Raw genomic sequence first — 17,506 nt, 5'->3', positions numbered from 1 at the left:
CATTACGGCGCCCAATAGATCGCTAACGGGCAAGATAAAAACGCGCGAATCGGCAGCTTACGGACATCATCACCATTCATGGCGTTTGCCAATACGCTGCGCTTATCATCGCCAGTAATATGTAAAATATGTCGATGCGCCTGATGCAGGCGATCTGCCGAGAAAGTAATACGCGGCTGCGGCTGACTAGGCGTGCGTACCGCGACAAGCGGCTCATCAGTAGAGAGCGCTAAACCTAGCTCTAGGCTGTCGGGGAATAGCGATGCCGTATGACCATCGCCGCCCATTCCCAAGATCACAACGCTGGCGGGCCAAGGCAGAGATGCCGTGCGTGTGGCAACCTCTTCAACCCCTTCCTCCGGCGTCGAGGCATCTGAGGTTAGCGGTACGAAGTTGGCGTTCGCAGCCGCTCCTTGAAGCAGGTTTTCGCGCACCAGCTTGGCATTGCTATCGCTACTTTCTTCACCTACCCAGCGTTCGTCGGCCAACGTGATATCAATGCGCTCCCAAGGCAGCGGTTTGGCTGCCAGCGCTTTAAAAAAAGGCACCGGCGTAGAGCCACCCGAGACGACTAGTAGCGCGCGCTCTTGGCGATTCAAATCTTCGGTCAATGCCTGGAAGACCGCTTCTGCCAGCTGTTGTGCTAGCGCCTGACGTGCTTCGCTCATATTAATAATCCTCGTACCAACTGCGGCCATCTTGGGTAATCATGGCGATGGAGGCAACCGGCCCCCAAGAGCCTGCTGGGTAACGGCGTGGTGGGGTTTCGCGGGCTTTCCAACCATCGATAAGCTGGTCGCACCAGCGCCAGGCGTGCTCAACTTCGTCACGACGCACGAACAGATACTGTTGGCCTTTCATGACTTCCAGTAGTAAGCGCTCATAGGCATCTGGGATACGTGATTTGGGGAACGCGCTGTTAAAGTCCAGGTGCAACGGACCAGGACGCAGGCGCATGCCTTTATCCAAACCGCTGTCTTTGGTGAGCACCTGAAGCGCGATCCCTTCATCTGGCTGCAGGCGAATGATCAGCTTGTTAGACGCAATCCCCCGCTGATCAGGATCAAAAATATAGTGCGGCTGCTGGCGGAAGTGGATCACAATTTGGGACAGTTTTTCAGGCATGCGCTTACCGGTACGCAGGTAGAACGGCACACCCGCCCAGCGCCAATTAGAAACCTCGGTTTTCATTGCCACAAAGGTTTCGGTCTGGCTCTGGGTATTCGCTCCATCTTCTTCCAGGTAGCCCGGTACCGGCTGTCCATCGTTAGTGCCCGCAGTGTATTGTCCACGTACTACATCACGCCCCAGTGCTTCACCGGTAAACGGCTTTAAGGCTTTAAGCACTTTTACTTTCTCATCACGAATCGCGTCAGCATCCAGATTGGAAGGTGGATCCATGGCAATCAAGCATAGCAACTGGAGCAAGTGGTTTTGCACCATATCGCGAAGCTGTCCGGCATCATCGAAGTAACCCCAGCGCCCTTCAATGCCGACCTTTTCTGCGACGGTAATTTCCACATGGGAAATGTGGTTCTGATTCCATTGTGTCCCGAATAGCGGGTTAGCAAAGCGCAGCGCAATCAGGTTCTGTACCGTTTCTTTACCCAAATAGTGGTCAATACGGTAAATACGCGACTCAGGAAAAACGGCCCCAATAGCGTCGTTAACTTCTTCTGATGACACCAAATCGTAGCCGATGGGCTTCTCAACGATGACCCGCGTTTGCTCATCCAGACTGCCACTCGCCTCAAGGTTGCGGCAAATATCACCGTAGATCATTGCGCCAACGGATAAATAAACCACCATGGGGCGATCGGAGCCTTCGCGCCATTCACGTACTTGCTCAAATCCCTCAGCTTTTTTGAAATCCAGCTGACAATAGTCAAGCCGATTTAGAAAACGCTCGAGACTTTCTTTATCCTGCTCATCTTTTTTCAGCCGCTTTTGCAGCGCACCATTTACCAACTGGCGAAACGCAGCGGTGTCATGCGTTTGACGTGCCAGCCCCATAATCCGCGTGCTTTCGGGCATTAAGCCCTCACGGTCAAGGTGATAAAGCGCAGGAAACAGCTTGCGCATTGCAAGATCGCCCAGCGCCCCAAACAGCGCTAAATCAATAGCGTGCTTCTGATCGCCCAGCGGGGATTGTGACTGGCTCATCTCAGCTCCTATTTATAATTAGATGATCTAATGTAGTTAGATTACCTAAAATCTATCTGATATCGGGCATTATACGCAACATTACATGTAATTTTACTACAAAAAAATAGTATTGCCTCCCCATTTACGTCTTTTAACGTTATTAACGTCTCTCTTTGAGCAGTGCCATCTCTGATCAGCACCGATGCAGACACCTAACGTTATACCGCTTTATTGTTACCTTTTATTCCACTCTACGCCCCTTGGATACGCCATCGCTACGCCCCCTGAGGATGAGGTGACGTTGCGCGTAATTGGCGACGCTGGCACTGACTAAAGCGCTGCTCATCAATATGCTCGCAGCACTCTACGACAACAACAATGAGGTATTTACATTATGGCTACGTCTCGCCCCATCATGATGCCGCTTCTAACCGCGACGCTGGCTGCCAGTGTCGCCCTTCCCGCCGTTGCGTTTGAGGACGATCGCCTGACTATCTGGATGGGTGATAATAAAGGTCAAGAAGGCATTCGTGAGGTTGCCGAGCAGTTTCGTGAAGAAACAGGCATCGAAGTTGAGGTGGTATTTCCCGACAACCTTACCGACCGCTTTCAGCAGGCGGCGGGAAGTGGCCAAGGGCCAGACATCGTCATCTGGGCTCACGACCGCATGGGTGAGTGGGCACAAAGTGGTTTATTGAAACAAGTCGCCCCAAGTGACAGCTTCCGTGAGGCGTTTTACGACTTCACCTGGGAAGCTGCGCTGTGGAATGGTGAAACCTACGGCTACCCGATATCGGTAGAGTCACTGGGCCTCATTTACAACAAAGCCCTGGTAGAAACACCGCCAGAAAGTTTTGCCGAGCTGATGAAGCTTGACGAAACGCTCTCTCAAGACGGCAAAAAGGCCATCTTATTTGATTACAGCGAGCCGTATTACGGTTGGACCTTACTAGCGGCCAACGGCGGCTACCCTTTCAAGCAGACTGACAGCGGCTATGACGTCAGCGATATAGGCGTTAACAACGAAGGTGCCCTACAAGGGGCAGAACTGTTGGTTGAGCTAATTGAAAGTGATGTATTACCCCGAGGCACTGATTACAACTTGATGGATACCCGCTTTAACCAGGGCGAAGTGGCTACCATGATTAGCGGCCCATGGGCCTGGCCGAACCTTGAGCGTAGCGGAATTGATTACGGCGTCGCGCTACTGCCGAAAGTGGGTGATGAACGTGCTAAACCCATGTTTGGCGTGATGACGGCAATGATTAACTCCGCCACACCCAATGATTTTCTCGCCGTGGAGTTTTTAGAAAACTACCTGCTTAGCGAAGAGGGCATGCACACATTCAACAGCGACGGGTCACTGGGAGCGGTCGCCCATATCGATTATCAGGCTGAACTTGCTGATAACCCTAACATTGCCGCGACGCTTGAAAATGCTGAAGTCGGTATGCCCATGCCAAATATTCCTGAAATGGGTGCTTTCTGGGCAGCCATGGAGCCCGCCCTTCAAAACATCGGCAGTGGACGCCAATCGCCCCAAGAAGCGCTGGATGCCGCTGCGCGGCGTATGCGCCAGTAAGCTTTTTCTGCCCTTCTGCCCGGTAGCCAATGCCACCGGGCAGCTTTCAGGATGTCACTATGTATACCACTAACGCCTCTCGTGGCCTTCCCCGCCACCGTTCTCGCCATCTCACCGAACGCTACACCCGCTGGGCACTTCGCTGCGTCATTGCCACCTTGGTAATCGCGCTGTTATGGCTGGTAGTCGCCTTCCACCTTAACGGCCAGTGGATGTTTGCGCTGCTCTTTCTAGTGCTGGGCGCCTCGCTAGGCGTGGTGTTTACCAAACGTACGTTAATGAGCCACCGGTATATTTTTCCTGCCATAGCGGGGCTCGGCGTATTTGTTATTTTTCCGCTGCTTTACACCATCGGCATTAGCTTTAGTAATTACAGCTCAAGCAACCTGCTATCGGAAGAGCGCGTGCGCGGCCAGCTGATGAGCCAAACCTATCAACAGGAAGGCAACGCGTTTGAGCTAACGCTTTACCAAGAAGGTGAGCTTGTCCGCTTATACCTGGAAAACAGTGAGGCAGACACGACCCAGCGTTTCGTTTCTTCACCGCTCAACTTCGCCAACCATGAAACCCGCCAAATAGGCATTCAGGCAGTAGACGCTTCGCCTGCCCAAGAGCCACTAGGAATGCGCGCTATTATCCAGGCACGTGATTCTCTGCAAGGGCTTAGGCTGCTGACACCGGATGGCGCGGAGCTGCGTATGGCAGGGTTACGCCAGTTTGCCCCTATGGTAGATCGCTATGAAGCTCGTGAAGACGGCTCGCTTTATGATCGCCGCGATGACCGCGTTCTTACCCCCGACCCCGCTATCGGATTTTTTGTCGCTGATAACGGTGAAAGCATCACGCCGGGATGGCCAGTCAATGTAGGGTTTACCAACTATACGAAGATATTCACCGATCCCGACATTCGCGGCCCGTTCATGCAAATTTTTGTGTGGACCTTTGTGTTTGCCGCACTGACGGTGGTCTTCACCCTGGCCGTTGGCTTTGTGCTGGCGTCACTGTTGCAGTGGGACCAACTCAAGGGCAAAGCCGTTTATCGCACGCTGTTAATTCTGCCCTACGCCGTGCCCGCCTTTATCTCCATCCTGATTTTTAAAGGCATGTTTAACCAACACTTCGGTGAAGTAAACATGATTCTGGACACGCTGTTTGGTGTTCGCCCAGAGTGGTTTACCGACCCGTGGTTAGCGCGTTCCATGCTGCTGATTGTTAATACGTGGTTGGGCTACCCCTATATGTTGCTGCTATGCATGGGGCTAATCCAAGCCATCCCCCAAGATCTCTACGAAGCCTCGGCGGTAGATGGCGGAGGCCCTATTACCAACCTGTTCAAGATTACCCTGCCGCTGATCATTAAACCGCTAACACCACTATTGATTGCCGCCTTTGCATTTAACTTCAATAACTTTGTGCTAATTGCGCTATTAACGGGCGGCAACCCCGACATTTTGGGCGCCAGCACCCCAGCAGGCACCACCGATCTATTGGTCAGCTACACCTACCGCATTGCCTTCCAGGATGCTGGACAGAACTTTGGGCTGGCAGCCGCCATCGCAACGCTCATTTTCCTCTTGGTCGCGGGTATGTCGTTGCTTAATTTGCGCCTTTCCAAGGTTAAGGTTTAGGAGGTTACTCATGGCCATGGTTCAACCGCGTTCTGTGGGCGCGCGCCGCTTGGGCGCTCACCTTGCACTGATCTGCTTTGTTTCGCTGATTGTCTTCCCGCTACTGTTGGTGATTTCAATCTCATTTCGGGAGGGTAACTTTGCCTCTGGCAGCTTAATTCCCAATAATTTCTCGTTGGAACACTGGTCACTAGCACTGGGAATTCCCTGGGAACGCCCAGATGGCAGTATTGTACAGCCACCCTTCCCTGTGCTGTTGTGGCTTTGGAACTCAATAAAAGTGGCAGTAGTTTCTTCGGTGCTGATTCTAATGTTAGCGACGACGAGCGCTTACGCCTTCGCACGCATGCGCTTTAAAGGCAAAGAACCGCTTTTGAAAGGTATGCTGATTTTCCAGATGTTCCCAGCCGTACTGTCGCTTGTGGCGCTCTACGCCCTGTTTGATCGACTGGGGCAGTTTGTTGGCTGGTTAGGCATCAACACCCACGGCGCGTTGATCGTGGCATCACTGGGCGCAGTCGCGCTGCATATCTGGACCATTAAAGGCTACTTTGAGTCGATTGATGGCTCGCTGGAAGAAGCGGCTATGGTCGATGGTGCTAGCACTTGGCAAGCGTTCCGCTACATTCTGCTGCCGCTGTCGATTCCCATTTTGATGGTGGTTTTCATTCTGGCTTTTGTGATGAGCATCATGGAGTACCCCATGGCCTCAGTTCTGCTGGTAGATGAGCACAAGCTCACCCTGGCGGTAGGTGCTCAACAATACCTTGCCGACCACAACCAGCGCTGGGGTAACTTTGCCGCCGCTGCAGTGCTTTCCGGCCTGCCCATTACCGTCGCGTTCTTGATCTGTCAGCGCTGGATTATTGGCGGATTAACCGCTGGGGGCGTCAAAGGCTAAATTCCTGGATTTAACTACTCAGTACACCACTCCCGCTTCCTCGCTTGAGCACCTTGCTCGTCACCGGCTCTATTGATAGGGCCGGTTTTTTCATCACTGAGTTCATCACTTGAGTATTTTTTTAGAGAATTTTTACGGACTTTTTGTGGTTGCCATGGTGTTATATCGCGATAAACATTAGGGCAATTTAAGAGCGGATCTATGACCATCTTTCCCAGCGGAATTTACTATCGAGACGCTTACCGCAATTGGGCACAAATCTTTAAAATCATGGCAGTATTATGGTTAGTACTTGCCATGTTTATGACACTGCCTTGGATTGTTCTCGTTATTGAAAAAGATCCTGACGCTCCTGCGTTCGGAATGTCGCTTCTCATTATTCTGAGCGCTACGCTTATTACTTGGTTGCTAACCCGCCGAGTATCGCTGGAGCTGAAGCCCTGGCAGATGTTTATATTGACGGCGGGCAGTTGGACCAGCATTAGCTGTTTTGCCAGCCTTCCGCTTATTTTAGGTGCGCCCCAACTTAGCGTCACTAATGCAGTCTTTGAGTCGGTCTCCGCGATTACCACCACCGGGTCAACCATATTATCTGGGATCGAAGAGTTATCCGACGGCCTAAAGCTGTGGCGGGGCTTAATGCAGTGGATGGGCGGTATCGGCATTATCGTCATGGGCATCGCCATTCTGCCGTTTCTTAAAGTAGGCGGCATGCGGCTATTCCACACCGAATCATCGGATTGGTCCGATAAAGTAATGCCCCGCACGGGCGGCATTGCTAAAGCGACGCTAAGTATCTATGTGGGGCTGACACTACTGGCCATGCTGAGCTACTGGATCGGTGGAATGCTGCCACTAGATGCAGTGGTTCACGGAATGACATCACTGGCGACCGGTGGCTTTGCTAACTCTGACGCCTCGTTTGGTGCCTACGCTGAGCAGCCGTGGCTGCTATGGATGGGTAGCTTTTTCATGCTCAGTGGAGCACTTCCCTTTGTCTTGTATATTCGCTTTATTCGCACTTCTCGCAGCGCACTGTGGAAAGACCAACAGGTCCGTGGTTTGTTAAAACTGCTGCTAACAGCGATCTTGATTCTCAGCGCGTGGCGTTTTTACCAAGGCGATGACTGGTTTGTCTCGCTCACTCATGTCACGTTTAACGTCATTTCAGTCGTGACCACTACGGGCTATGCATCCGACGACTATACCCTATGGGGTTCATTACCCATTGCAGCGTTTTTCTATCTTACGTTTATGGGTGGCTGTAGCGGCTCTACCAGCGGTGGTATGAAAATTTTCCGGTTCCAAATCGCTATGCTGATGTTGCGTAATCAGTTGCGCTATCTGATTCACGCCAATGGTGTTTTCACAACGCGCTATAATCAGCAGCCAGTGACCAGCGATATTTCCCGCAGCGTAGTGGCCTTCTCTTTCTTCTTCTTTATTACGATTGCAGTGCTTGCATTGGGCCTTTCAGCATTAGGTTTGGACTTAGTCACTGCCCTTTCCGGAGCGGCCACTGCGGTAGCGAATGTAGGCCCTGGTCTCGGTGATACCATTGGTCCGGCAGGTAACTTTGCAACACTACCCGATGCCGCTAAATGGCTATTGTGCATCGGTATGTTAATGGGTCGCCTGGAAATTTTAACGGTCGTGGTACTGCTCACGCCGATGTTCTGGCGACGCTAACCTTGTTAGAGCGGCGCTACGTTCCAGGGCGCAGCGCGGCTTCTACCAATAATCGATACCCGACGCCTGCTTCTGTTTGAAGCAGGGTGGGTGTTTGTGGGTCATCTCCCAGTTTCTGCCGCAGGCGACTAATCACGATGCGTAAATAGTGCGTATCGTCTACATGCGTTGGCCCCCAAATTTCTTTTAACAACTGAGTCTGTGTAACGACTCGCCCGGCGTAGCGGCACAGGCGCGCTAACACAGCGAACTCTTTTCGCGTTAAATGCACATCTTCTTGTTGTAGTGTGACACGCCTTAGTTCCAGATCAATCGCTAACCCCTGACTGACATAGTAGCTTGATGTTTGCTCTCCCCTAGCTTTCTGGGCCAAGCGCAATACCGCCCTTATACGCGCTAGTAACTCTTGAATGCCAAAGGGCTTAGTAACGTAATCGTTGGCGCCGTTATCCAACGAAAAGACTTTCTCTTCTTCCCGATCACGAACAGATACCACAATGACCGGCACGGTACTGTGTTCACGTATCCCCTGCAGTACTTCGTGGCCGTCCATATCAGGCAAGCCTAAATCGAGCAGCACGACGTCAGGGGCTTGGGTATACACCATGGCTAACGCTTGCTCGCCATTCTCTGCTTCCAATACTCCGTAGCCCTGAGAAGCTAAACTGATACGCAGAAATCGCCGAATCTGCTGCTCATCATCAACAATTAGAATGCGACCGCTGCCTTCACTCTTCATCACCCCTCCTGATATCTGCACCTAACAGTGGCAGCGTTATAATAATCGCGGTACCTCGCCCTCTTTCGCCGGTTTCAGCCATAATAGTGCCGCCATGGGCACCAATCATGCCACGACATATGGCTAAACCAAGGCCGCTACCGTGGGCACTTCTATCGCCGTCGCCACCGCTGTAAAACATATCGAATACCTGCTCGCGCAACTCTGGAGAAATGCCCGGGCCTTGATCTTCAACAGTAATCACCAGCGTTGCGAGATCACCTTCGTTAAGGTGCGCCTTTATGCTCAATTCTCCGCCTGGTGGTGAAAAACGTTGGGCGTTATCCAAGACATTCACCAACGCTTGTTCTACCAGCGCAGGGTGGACATAAAGTAGCGGTAACGAAGGAGGCCAAGACTTGCGGACAACGACATGCTTAAGTGACTGACCCAAGCGCTTGAGCGCTGAGTTAATAACGTCGTCAAACGCTACCCAGTCTCGCTCAATTTTTAACGTGCCGTGCCCTAGCCGGGTCATATCCAACAAGTTTTGTATGTATCGATTAAGGCGCTCGCTTTCAGACAGGATGCCATCAAGCAGCTCACGCTGGTCGCTATCGCTTAGCTGCGGTTTGAGCTCGATCAGCGAACTGGCTGAGCCAATAATAGAGGAAAGTGGTGTACGTAGATCATGAGACACCGATGAGAGTAACGCAGAACGCAGACGTTCGTTCTCCTCGGAGACACGGGTTGTGTTCAGCTCTGCCACTAGCCGAGTGCGCTCTAGCGCCATACTAAGCTGACGCACCAGCGTATCCATTAACGACTCTCGTTCGTAGGTGAGCGCCTTTTGGCTTTCCGATAGTTTAAGCGCCAGCATCCCTACTTTTTCTCCCTGCACTGCCAGGGGTATTAAGCGCCAAGCCTGTTGACTCAGGGTGTCTGTGCCTTGACCACTGGGCTTTTGATGCTGCCAACTCCACACCGCAGCTTGCTTAGCGGCCATGTCTAAGCGCACCGAATCCGGCAGCGCATGAACAACCCGCACTTCATTCGCGCTTTCGGCGCTTTCAATAAATACCGTGGGCACCGCAAAGCACTGCACCAATGTATCAACGCCAATTTTTGCTGCACTGGCGCTGTCTGTCGCGGTTGATAGCTGTTCGGCATAACGCAACAAAAGCTGAGTCTGATCGCGGCTAGCACGCAGTGCAATTAAACGCCGACGTCCCCTGCCTGCAAGCTGCCCAACCACCACGGCAACGAGCAAGAAAAATACTGCCGTTAGCAACTGCCCACGCTCCACCATGGCAAAGGTGAGACGCGGCTCGGTAAAGAAGAAGTTAAATGCTAAAAAGCTCGCGATGGCGCTGAACATTGCCATGGCGGTACCCGCCCATACCGCACTGAACAGTACGGCCACTAAAAACACTAATGATAAGTTAGCTAGCTCAAGCCAGGGCTCCAGCATGACAGCCACCCCTAGGGATGCCATCACCGCCAAGCTAGCGGCCAGTAACTGGGGAGGATGCAGCTTCCAGCCATGCTGCCATTGATTGGCGCGTTGTTTCAAAGCCCCTTTAGCCACTACAACAATATCGAATGCCTCGGCATGCGCCATCAAGCGTTGGGCCAATGGCAGTGACCACTTCCACCAGCGACGCTTCGCTTCGCGACCCACCACAATAGTGGTCGCATTAATTGAACGTGCATAGTTGAGAATCTCACTTAGCTGGCTATGCCCCTGTAAACGTATTGAATCGCCACCCAGCCGAGCGACCAGGCTGAAGACTTGTTCAACGGCCAGTTGCTGCTGTGGAGAAACAACTCCTTTATCAACATAAACCGCTCGCCATACCGCTAAGCGCCGCTCTGCCATCCGATGAGCCGCGCGAACCAGCGATACGTCGTCTTCACTTCCATTAATGACCACCAACAGATGCGGTCTCACCGGCCAGGGGCCTGCCCTGCCGCCAGCATCCATTGCCACCTTCACATCGGCATCTACGCGCTCGGCCATAGTTTGAATCGCCAGCTCACGCAGCGCGTTGAGATTGGATTCATTAAAGTAGCCTTCCATGGCGGCACGGGCTTGCTCGGGTATATAGACTTTGCCGCGCCTTAAGCGCTCAAGGAGCTCGTCAGGCGTTAAGTCAACAAGCGATACATCTCGGGCGCGCTCTAACAGCGCATCGGGCACCGTTTCACGCATGCGAATCCCAGTAATCCGCGCGACATCATCATTCAAACTTTCGAGATGCTGGACGTTAACGGTTGTCCACACGTCAATACCTGCATCTAGCAGCTCTTCAATATCCTGGTAACGACGCGGGTGCCGACTGCCGGGGATATTACGGTGGGCAAGTTCGTCCACCAGCAAAATAGTGGGGCGCCGCGCCAGGGCCGCGTCAATATCAAATTCATAGAAGGTTCGGCCATGGTGCTTTAAAGGCGCTAACGGAAGCCGTGCCACCCCATCACACAAGGCTTCGGTATCAGCGCGTCCGTGTGACTCCACCACACCAATGACAATATCGTCACCTTCTTCTGCCCGTTCACGGGCGGTGCGAAGCATGGTGTAGGTTTTACCGACACCGGGCGCAGCTCCCAGAAATACACGCAAACAGCCGCGCGCCTCTCGGCGCGCGGCTTTTAGCAATGTATTGGGATCGGGTCGTTGATCCGCTGAATACATTGGTTTACTCCATGGTGTCTGAAGCCGTCGAGGTGACTGGGGCTGGGGTTAATGGCGCTGCGGTGGTTGATGATACTGGAAAACGGTCATCCAAACTGACATTCAGCCGCAACACGTTCACCACCGGCGAGCCCAGCCAGCCTGTGTTTTCAAGTGCTTGATCAATTAGCGCCGTCACAGTAACTTCGTCGATTCCGCGTGCTTGCGCTACTCTTGCAACTTGTAGCTCAGCCGCCTCGGGGGAGATATGTGGGTCGATACCTGACCCAGACGCGGTAATCAGGTCAACTGGAATTTGTTCGACACTTACGTTTTCACGTTGAGCAATAGCATTTGCATCTGCCTGGGCACGCTCGCGCAGCGATACGTTACTCGGCGCCAGATTAGACCCTGAGACATCACCTGCGTCATTGCCCGCCGCTGATGGACGACCAATAAAGTACTCATCGCTGACAAACGTTTGGGACACTAAGCTTGACCCGACCACCCGACCAGAAGCGTCTCGTACCAAGCTCCCTTGGGCCTGCTCGGGGAATAACCAGCCACCCAGTTTTGTGGTAACCAACGGGTAAATCAGCCCCAGCAGAATTGCCATTACCACCATAAAGCGAAGTGCATTACCCCAGGAAGCCTTTGCCTGCAGCACATCGTCATTCGCAGCGATCTGGCGTTTCATATCTACATTCATGACGTTTCTCCTAGATAAATAACGCAATCAGCATGTCGAGAAGCTTGATGGCAGGGAATGGCAGCAGCAGCCCACCCAGGCCGTAAATCAGCAGATTTCGACGCAACAATTCCGTCGCCGATGCCGCCTTCACAGACACACCGCGCAAGGCAAAGGGAATTAATGCCGGAATGATTAACGCGTTGAATAGCACCGCCGCTAGCACCGCCGTGGTAGGCGAGTGCAAATTCATAACGTCGAGCACGCCAAGTGCAGGGAAGCTAGCGGCAAACAGCGCTGGCAAAATAACAAAGTATTTAGCCACATCATTCGCCAGCGAGAACGTCGTCAGCGCGCCTCGAGTAACCAGCAACTGCTTGCCAATTTCCACCGCACTAATCAGCTTGCCAGGATCAGAGTCCAGATCCACCATATTGGCCGCTTCTCGGGCTGCCTGGGTGCCCGAGTTCATTGCCAACCCCAGATCAGCTTGAGCAAGAGCGGGAGCATCGTTAGTACCGTCACCCACCATGGCAACCAAGCGACCACTGGCCTGCTCTTCGCGAATCAACGCTAGCTTGCGCTCTGGCGTGGCTTCGGCAATGTAATCGTCCACGCCTGCCGTCGCGGCAATAGCCGACGCCGTAATCGGGTTGTCCCCCGTAATCATTACGGTTTTGATACCCATGGCACGCAGTTCAGCAAACTTCTCCGCGATACCGCTTTTAATCACATCAGACAGCGCCACCACGCCCAAAATCTGTTTGCCTTCTGCCACCGCAATGGGGGTTGCGCCATCCCGTGAGATACGTGCAATGACCTGCTCGTAATCGCTGGGTATGTCACCGCCCTGGGCTTTTACCCATTCAGCGATAGCATTCGGTGCCCCCTTGCGCAGCTTTTTACCACTGGTCAGATCAACGCCTGACAGACGTGTTTCAGCACTGAACGCTTCAAAGGTTGCACCATCGGCTTCTTCACTAAGCTGGACATCGACGCCTTGTTCAGTGGCTAGCTCAACAATTGAGCGTCCTTCCGGCGTAGGGTCTTCCAGTGACGTTAAAAACGCTACGTCACGGACTCGCTGGCGCGGAACCTGTTGGCAAGGAGCAAACTCCGTCGCACGACGATCGCCAAGCGTTATCGTGCCGGTTTTGTCCAGCAGCAAGGTGTCGATGCTGCCAGCGATCTCGACGGCTTTACCTGATTTAGCCACCAGATTAGCCCGCATCGCGCGCTCCATACCCGCAATACCGATAGCAGGCAAGAGGCCACCAATGGTGGTGGGAATTAAACAGACCAGTAATGCCACAAGCATGACCGTGGAGGTTTCAACGCCCACGAAGGTCGCCATGGGTACCAATGTGACGACCACGATCAAAAACACCAGCGTTAGCATTGCCAAGAGTACCGATAGCGCCAGCTCGGAAGGTGTCTTCTGACGATTGGCGCCTTCTACCAAGGCAATCATGCGATCTAACAACGATTCGCCAGGGTTAGCGCTGACTTCGATAATCAGATGATCTGACAGCACTTTGGTACCGGCACTGACACCGCTGTTATCAGTGCCCGCTTCACGCAGTACGGGTGCAGATTCACCTGTGACAGCCGACTCATTGATCGAGGCAGCCCCTTCAACGATATCGCCATCGGCGGGAATCAGCTCCCCCGCGACAACTTTCACACGATCGCCTTTGCGGAGAGAGTCGGCCGTAACATTACTCGTCGTACCATCAGCGTTCAGCTTAACTGCCTTCAGCTCTCCCTTGGTTTTACGCAGCGCCCCAGCGTGGGCTTTACCACGAGACTCTGCCAACGACTCGGCTCCCGTGGCGAACAGAACGGTGGCCAGCAACAACAACGCTATAGCCAACGCAAAACCGCCATTTTCTCCCTGGACGAAAGCAATAGGCGTCAGCCCAAAGCACACTACGGTACCAATGGCGACCACGGCCATCACGGGATTTCGCGCAAGTTGTTGAGGCGCAAGTCCTTTCACAGCCCCAGCGACGACTTGGCCAATGGGTAGCGGACGACGCGGCTGTTTAGCAAGCTCAGTATGTGACATCTCGTTTCTCCTAGAAGCCTTGCGTCACGGCTTCAGCAATCGGGCCAAGCACCAACGCCGGTAAGAAGCCCAGCAAGTTAACAATCACAATCACACCGGCGGTCAATCCCATAAATGCAGGGCTATCCATCGGCAAGGTGCCGCGTCCTGCGGGTGCAGTGCGCTTCGCTGCCAACCATCCGGCCACCGCTAATGGCACCAGCATGGGAAGGAATCGGCCGACCATCAGTGCAATAACACAGCCGAGATTCCACCAAGGCGTATCATCGCCAAGCCCTTCAAAACCAGAGCCGTTATTGGCAAATGCAGAGGTAAATTCGTAAAGCACTTGGGATAGGCCATGGAAACCAGGGTTTGAGGTTCCAGCAGCGCTAGGCATCGCTACGGTAAGCGCGGAAAGACCAAGAATGACTAACGGCTGCGCCAGGATCGCTAAAGATATCCAACGCATTTCATGGGTTTCTAGCGGTTTGCCAAACAGCTCTGGCGCTCTACCGACCATCAATGAGCCAACAAAAGCCGCCAACATCAGATAGAGAAAGAAACCGATAAGCCCAACACCCACGCCGCCAAAGGTGACGTTCACAAACATATCCATTAACACCATCATGCCGCCCATGGGGTTAAAGCTGTCGTGCATGGCGTTAACGGAGCCGTTCGATGTTTGTGTCGTCCAACTGCCCCACAAAGCGGAAAGATCGGTACCAAAACGCAGTTCTTTGCCTTCCAAATTAGCGCCGGGCTGAGAAAGCTCGACAAGAGCAGCATTCGGCATACGTTCCGAAGAAACCACAACAGAGGTGGAAATCAGCGAAAACGTCAGCATCACAGCACCAATACCCATCATTAATCGGCGTCGGCCACTAATAAGTGCAATGGCAATCAGTAATGCGAAGGGAATGATCGTCAGGGAAGCAGTTTCAATCACATTGGCCAACGGCGTTGGGTTTTCAAGCGGAACGCTAGAATTTGGCCCATACCAGCCACCACCATTGGTTCCCAGTTGCTTGATCGCGACCATGGACGCAACCGGCCCTAAGGGTATCGACTGCACCTCTTCCACTTGCGAATCCAGCATTTCCACCTGATGCGCCGCTTGGTAGCTAGAAGGCACTCCCTGGGACGTCAGCAGCAACGCCACCACTGCTGCCAGCGGCAACATAACGCGTACTACCGTGCGAGTCAGGTCATGATAGTAATTGCCAACTCCTTTTAACGTTCCAGCTGGCCGAGCCACTAGTAAGGTACGTGCTATGGCGACCAGTACGGCAAGCCCCGTAGCGGGGGTTAAAAACTGCAGCGTTACAATGGCAAAGGTTTGGCTGAGGTGGGAAAGCTGTGCTTGGCCTGAGTAGTGCTGCTGGTTAGTGTTGGTGGCAAACGACACCGCCGTATGCAGCGCTGTATCCCACTTCATGCCGGGTATGCCGTCAGGATTCAGGGGCAGTAAGCCCTGACACATAAACACCAACCATGCCAGTAGTATCAAGCCTACATGCAGCTTCAGAATGGCTAACGCATAGACTTGCCACGTCATTACGCTTTGACTATTAACGCCTGCTAATCGGTAGATAGGCGTCTCTATCACTCTGAATAGCGTGTCGATTCGGCTAGGCTGAGTACTTAGCGCGCGGGCGATATAGATCCCCAATGGCACACCAAGTAATGCCACGATGGCATAAATGGCGATCATGTCGTTCATAGCAATCTCCTAAAAACGCTCGGGGCAAACTAGCGCGTAAAACAAGTACGCCGCAGTGCCGGTCGCGATTATCAACAGTGCAATATTCATCGATGTGCCTCCTTTGATTGGCACCTTGAGCTTAGAGATTGCCTGCGTAAAAAATCGATGGCGTTTAAGGCGTTAACCGTCAAAAAGGTGTAAAAAAATGAGCTTTTGGCTCATTAATAGCGTTTCCTGCCACTGCTGCACTCGACAGCTTCCCTATAGATAGGTGACTATCCTCAGTGACATGTCGTCAGAGTGATCTAACCACCGATGAAGATTATTATTTTGGGTGCCGGCCAAGTCGGTGCCACCCTGGCAGAGCACCTTGCCCGCGAAGAAAATGACATCACCGTTGTCGATACCGACGGTGCGAAACTGCGCGAACTGCACACCAAACTGGATATTCGCACCGTGACGGGCGCAGCTTCGTATCCCATTGTGCTTCGTCAGGCGGGCTGCGAAGACGCCGATATGTTGATTGCGGTAACCAACACCGATGAAGTCAATATGATCGCCTGCCAAGTCGCTCACACACTATTCCGTACCCCCACCAAAATTGCCCGCGTACGCTCAACCGCCTACCTCACCCGTAAGGGGTTGTTCGCCCACGAAGCGATTCCTATTGATGTACTGATCAGCCCTGAACAAGTAGTCACGGATCATGTTCGCCGCCTGATTGAGCACCCCGGGGCGTTGCAGGTGTTGGAGTTTGCCGGTGGTTTGGTGCAGCTGGTGGCGGTCAAGGCGTTCTACGGTGGCCCGCTGGTGGGACAGGATTTAGCCTTTCTCGCCAAGCACATGCCCAATGTGGAAACACGCGTGGCGGCGATTTACCGCCGCAACCGGCCAATTATTCCCCGTGGCGATACGGTGATTGAAGCCGACGACGAGGTGTTTTTCCTGGCGGCACGGCGCGATATTCGTGCAGTAATGAGCGAACTACGCCGTGTTGAACGGGATTTTCGGCGGGTGGTCATTGCTGGTGGGGGCAATATCGGTGAACGCTTGGCCGAGCACCTGGAGCACAGCCATCAGGTCAAAATTATCGAGCACAGTTTAGAGCGCTGCACTGCGCTTTCCGAGCGGCTTGACCGAACGGTGGTACTTCACGGCAGCGCCACCAGCAAGCGGCTGTTGGAAGAAGAGAACATCGAAGACTGCGATATCTTTTGTGCCCTGACCAACGACGACGAAGTGAATATTATGTCGTCGCTACTGGCCAAACGCCTGGGAGCCAAGAAAGTACTGACGCTGATTAACAATGCTGCCTACGTGGACTTGGTTCAGGGGGGCGAAATCGACATTGCCATTTCCCCGCAGCAAGCAACCATCGGCAGCCTGCTTACTCACGTCCGCCGGGGCGATATTGTCAATGTGCACTCGCTACGCCGTGGCGCTGCAGAAGCCATCGAGGCGATCGCCCACGGTGATAAGCAGTCTTCAAAAGTGGTGGGCCGGACCATTGCTGAGATCAATCTGCCTGAAGGCACCACTATTGGCGCCATTGTGCGAGGCAAAGAGGTCATCATTGGCCATGGGGATGTGATGGTAGAGAGCGGCGACCACGTGATTCTGTTTGTGATCGATAAGCGGCGCATTCGTGACGTGGAGCGGCTATTCCAAGTGGGTTTAACGTTCTTTTAAGCCACTCGGAACTAGCCTCACGTGAATCAGAGACTCTTTA

At 53.2% G+C, this 17,506-nt stretch carries 13 protein-coding genes; 5 read left to right on the top strand and 8 right to left on the bottom strand.

Going from position 1 to position 17,506, the window contains the following annotated elements; translation table 11 throughout:
• Positions 1–2: 2 nt before the first annotated feature.
• Positions 3–668 (bottom strand): 6-phosphogluconolactonase, encoded by a 666-nt coding sequence (pgl, locus tag B6A39_RS06990; protein WP_083003047.1) that lies wholly within the window; start codon positions 666–668, stop codon positions 3–5.
• 1 nt (position 669) lies between these two features.
• The gene (zwf, locus tag B6A39_RS06985) at positions 670–2,163 is read right to left on the bottom strand and encodes a glucose-6-phosphate dehydrogenase (RefSeq protein WP_083003044.1); all 1,494 of its coding nucleotides are present in this window, start codon (positions 2,161–2,163) and stop codon (positions 670–672) included.
• Positions 2,164–2,539: 376 nt separating this feature from the next.
• Here zwf and malE point away from each other — a divergent pair, with 376 nt between their 5' ends.
• The 4 genes from malE (at position 2,540) to B6A39_RS06965 (ending at position 7,945) form a co-directional block, all read left to right on the top strand.
• Complete coding sequence (gene malE / locus B6A39_RS06980; protein WP_083003041.1) at positions 2,540–3,727, top strand: maltose/maltodextrin ABC transporter substrate-binding protein MalE; 1,188 nt, start codon at positions 2,540–2,542, stop codon at positions 3,725–3,727.
• 59 nt (positions 3,728–3,786) lie between these two features.
• Positions 3,787–5,355, top strand: a complete 1,569-nt coding sequence (gene malF, locus B6A39_RS06975) for a maltose ABC transporter permease MalF (protein ID WP_083003038.1) — start codon at positions 3,787–3,789, stop codon at positions 5,353–5,355.
• A 10-nt stretch (positions 5,356–5,365) separates the two neighbouring features.
• Positions 5,366–6,256, top strand: a complete 891-nt coding sequence (malG, locus tag B6A39_RS06970) for a maltose ABC transporter permease MalG (RefSeq protein ID WP_030069051.1) — start codon at positions 5,366–5,368, stop codon at positions 6,254–6,256.
• A gap of 201 nt (positions 6,257–6,457) precedes the next feature.
• Positions 6,458–7,945: a TrkH family potassium uptake protein gene (locus tag B6A39_RS06965; protein ID WP_083003035.1), complete on the top strand. Its 1,488-nt coding sequence runs from the start codon at positions 6,458–6,460 to the stop codon at positions 7,943–7,945.
• 16 nt (positions 7,946–7,961) lie between these two features.
• Here B6A39_RS06965 and B6A39_RS06960 read toward each other — a convergent pair whose 3' ends face one another.
• Genes B6A39_RS06960 through kdpF form a run of 6 tightly spaced genes read right to left on the bottom strand, consistent with a single transcriptional unit; the run spans position 7,962 to position 15,885 of the window.
• Complete coding sequence (locus tag B6A39_RS06960; protein ID WP_083003031.1) at positions 7,962–8,684, bottom strand: response regulator; 723 nt, start codon at positions 8,682–8,684, stop codon at positions 7,962–7,964.
• Complete coding sequence (locus B6A39_RS06955) at positions 8,674–11,358, bottom strand: sensor histidine kinase (RefSeq protein WP_083003028.1); 2,685 nt, start codon at positions 11,356–11,358, stop codon at positions 8,674–8,676. The genes B6A39_RS06960 and B6A39_RS06955 overlap by 11 nt, the downstream gene beginning before the upstream one ends.
• Before the next feature lie 4 nt (positions 11,359–11,362).
• A complete protein-coding gene (kdpC, locus tag B6A39_RS06950) occupies positions 11,363–12,046 on the bottom strand; it encodes a potassium-transporting ATPase subunit KdpC (RefSeq protein ID WP_232318758.1) in 684 nt (227 codons plus the stop codon).
• Between the two features lie 10 nt (positions 12,047–12,056).
• Complete coding sequence (gene kdpB / locus B6A39_RS06945) at positions 12,057–14,093, bottom strand: potassium-transporting ATPase subunit KdpB (RefSeq protein WP_083003024.1); 2,037 nt, start codon at positions 14,091–14,093, stop codon at positions 12,057–12,059.
• Between the two features lie 10 nt (positions 14,094–14,103).
• The gene (gene kdpA / locus B6A39_RS06940) at positions 14,104–15,795 is read right to left on the bottom strand and encodes a potassium-transporting ATPase subunit KdpA (RefSeq protein ID WP_083003021.1); all 1,692 of its coding nucleotides are present in this window, start codon (positions 15,793–15,795) and stop codon (positions 14,104–14,106) included.
• A gap of 9 nt (positions 15,796–15,804) precedes the next feature.
• Entirely contained in the window at positions 15,805–15,885 is an 81-nt protein-coding gene (kdpF, locus tag B6A39_RS19200; RefSeq protein ID WP_083003017.1) for a K(+)-transporting ATPase subunit F, read from the bottom strand.
• Between the two features lie 207 nt (positions 15,886–16,092).
• Here kdpF and trkA point away from each other — a divergent pair, with 207 nt between their 5' ends.
• Positions 16,093–17,466: a Trk system potassium transporter TrkA gene (trkA, locus tag B6A39_RS06930; RefSeq protein ID WP_083003014.1), complete on the top strand. Its 1,374-nt coding sequence runs from the start codon at positions 16,093–16,095 to the stop codon at positions 17,464–17,466.
• Positions 17,467–17,506: the final 40 nt, after the last annotated feature.

The sequence above is a fragment of the Halomonas sp. GT genome (genome assembly GCF_002082565.1).
Lineage (GTDB): Bacteria > Pseudomonadota > Gammaproteobacteria > Pseudomonadales > Halomonadaceae > Vreelandella.
The sequence above is the reverse complement of the archived record's forward strand: the minus strand, read 5'-3'. Positions and strand labels throughout refer to the sequence as shown.

Bases quoted from the DNA above. Each gene is read 5' to 3' on its own strand.
- pgl (WP_083003047.1), bottom strand. From the start codon at position 668: ATGAGCGAAGCACGTCAGGCGCTAGCACAACAGCTGGCAGAAGCGGTC.
- zwf (WP_083003044.1), bottom strand. From the start codon at position 2,163: ATGAGCCAGTCACAATCCCCGCTGGGCGATCAGAAGCACGCTATTGAT.
- malE (WP_083003041.1), top strand. From the start codon at position 2,540: ATGGCTACGTCTCGCCCCATCATGATGCCGCTTCTAACCGCGACGCTG.
- malF (WP_083003038.1), top strand. From the start codon at position 3,787: ATGTATACCACTAACGCCTCTCGTGGCCTTCCCCGCCACCGTTCTCGC.
- malG (WP_030069051.1), top strand. From the start codon at position 5,366: ATGGCCATGGTTCAACCGCGTTCTGTGGGCGCGCGCCGCTTGGGCGCT.
- B6A39_RS06965 (WP_083003035.1), top strand. From the start codon at position 6,458: ATGACCATCTTTCCCAGCGGAATTTACTATCGAGACGCTTACCGCAAT.
- B6A39_RS06960 (WP_083003031.1), bottom strand. From the start codon at position 8,684: ATGAAGAGTGAAGGCAGCGGTCGCATTCTAATTGTTGATGATGAGCAG.
- B6A39_RS06955 (WP_083003028.1), bottom strand. From the start codon at position 11,358: ATGTATTCAGCGGATCAACGACCCGATCCCAATACATTGCTAAAAGCC.
- kdpC (WP_232318758.1), bottom strand. From the start codon at position 12,046: ATGAATGTAGATATGAAACGCCAGATCGCTGCGAATGACGATGTGCTG.
- kdpB (WP_083003024.1), bottom strand. From the start codon at position 14,093: ATGTCACATACTGAGCTTGCTAAACAGCCGCGTCGTCCGCTACCCATT.
- kdpA (WP_083003021.1), bottom strand. From the start codon at position 15,795: ATGAACGACATGATCGCCATTTATGCCATCGTGGCATTACTTGGTGTG.
- kdpF (WP_083003017.1), bottom strand. From the start codon at position 15,885: ATGAATATTGCACTGTTGATAATCGCGACCGGCACTGCGGCGTACTTG.
- trkA (WP_083003014.1), top strand. From the start codon at position 16,093: ATGAAGATTATTATTTTGGGTGCCGGCCAAGTCGGTGCCACCCTGGCA.